Origin of the sequence: Streptomyces sp. NPDC050636, assembly GCF_040654775.1 — a bacterium.
Lineage (GTDB): Bacteria > Actinomycetota > Actinomycetes > Streptomycetales > Streptomycetaceae > Streptomyces.
Genome location: NZ_JBFAIP010000265.1, coordinates 1 through 1,310, shown reverse-complemented (window position 1 = coordinate 1,310; position 1,310 = coordinate 1). Strand labels below are relative to the sequence as shown.

Here is a 1,310-nt window from a genome sequence, read left to right as displayed (position 1 = left end):
ATCACCCGCTGCTGCGACGGACCATTCGGCGCCGTCAAACCATTGGACGCACCATCCTGGTTCACAGCCGAACCACGCACGACAGCAAGCACCTGGTGCCCATTGCGACGCGCGTCCGAAAGACGCTCCAGCACCAGGATGCCGGCGCCTTCGGCCCAGCCGACGCCATCGGCGCCGTCGGCGAACGCCTTGCACCGGCCGTCGGGGGAGAGCCCGCCCTGGCGGGAGAACTCCACGAAGGTCAGCGGTGTCGACATCACGGTCACACCGCCCGCGAGCGCCAGCGAGCACTCGCCGGAGCGCAGCGACTGCGCCGCCAGGTGCAGGGCGACCAGCGACGACGAGCACGCCGTGTCCACAGTCACGGCGGGGCCTTCGAAACCGAAGGTGTAGGAGACCCGGCCCGAGGCCACACTGCCCGCGCTGCCGCTGCCCTGGTAGCCCTCGAACTCGCGCCCGGAGAGCAGCTGCGAGTAGTCGTGGTACATCACGCCCGCGAAGACTCCGGTGCGGCTACCGCGCAGTGCGGCCGGGTCCATACCGGCGCGCTCCAGGGCCTCCCAGGTCGTCTCCAGCAGCAGCCGCTGCTGGGTGTCGGTGGTCAGGGCCTCGCGCGGGCTCATCCCGAAGAAGCCGGGGTCGAACTCCGCCGCGTCGTAGAGGAATCCACCGGAACGGGTGGCGATGGCGCCCTCGCGGTCGGGGTCGTCCATCGCCCCGATGTCCCAGCCTCGGTCGGTCGGGAAGTCCGAGACGGCGTCCACCCCTTCGGACACCAGCCGCCACAGGTCCTCGGGCGAGGCGACACCGCCGGGGAAGCGGCAGCTCATGCCGACGATGACGACCGGGTCGTCGGTCAGGGACGGGAGGGCGGACACCGGGAGCGGCGTCTCCTCCTCCGCGCCGAACAGCTCGTCCAGGAGGTGGCCCGCCAGGGCGTCGGCCGTCGGGTAGTCGAACACGGTCGTCGCGGGCAGCCGCAGTCCGGTGGCCTTGCCCAGCAGGTTGCGGAGTTCGATCGCGGTCAGGGAGTCGAAGCCGAGGTCCTGGAAGGCCCGGTCCGGAGCGACCGATTCCGGGCTCGCGTGGCCCAGGACGACCGCGATCTGGCCACGTACGACATCGAGCAGCGTCTCGCGTCGCTCCGCCGTGGACAGCCCGGTCAGGCGCTCCACGATGCCGGACGCCGCGGCGACGCCGGTCCGGCGGGTCCTCGTGCGGATCAGGCCGCGCAGCAGCGGTTGGGGCTCGCCCTGGGCCCGTAGGGCCGCAAGGTCCAGGCGGACCGGGAGCGCCATGGGTTCGGCGCT

General features: G+C 71.9%; 1 protein-coding gene. It reads right to left on the bottom strand.

Features of this window, described 5'->3' with window-relative positions; genetic code table 11:
- Window positions 1-1,310: beta-ketoacyl synthase N-terminal-like domain-containing protein (locus AB0I10_RS41160; protein WP_363157853.1), on the bottom strand; the 1,310-nt coding region annotated here is incomplete at both ends.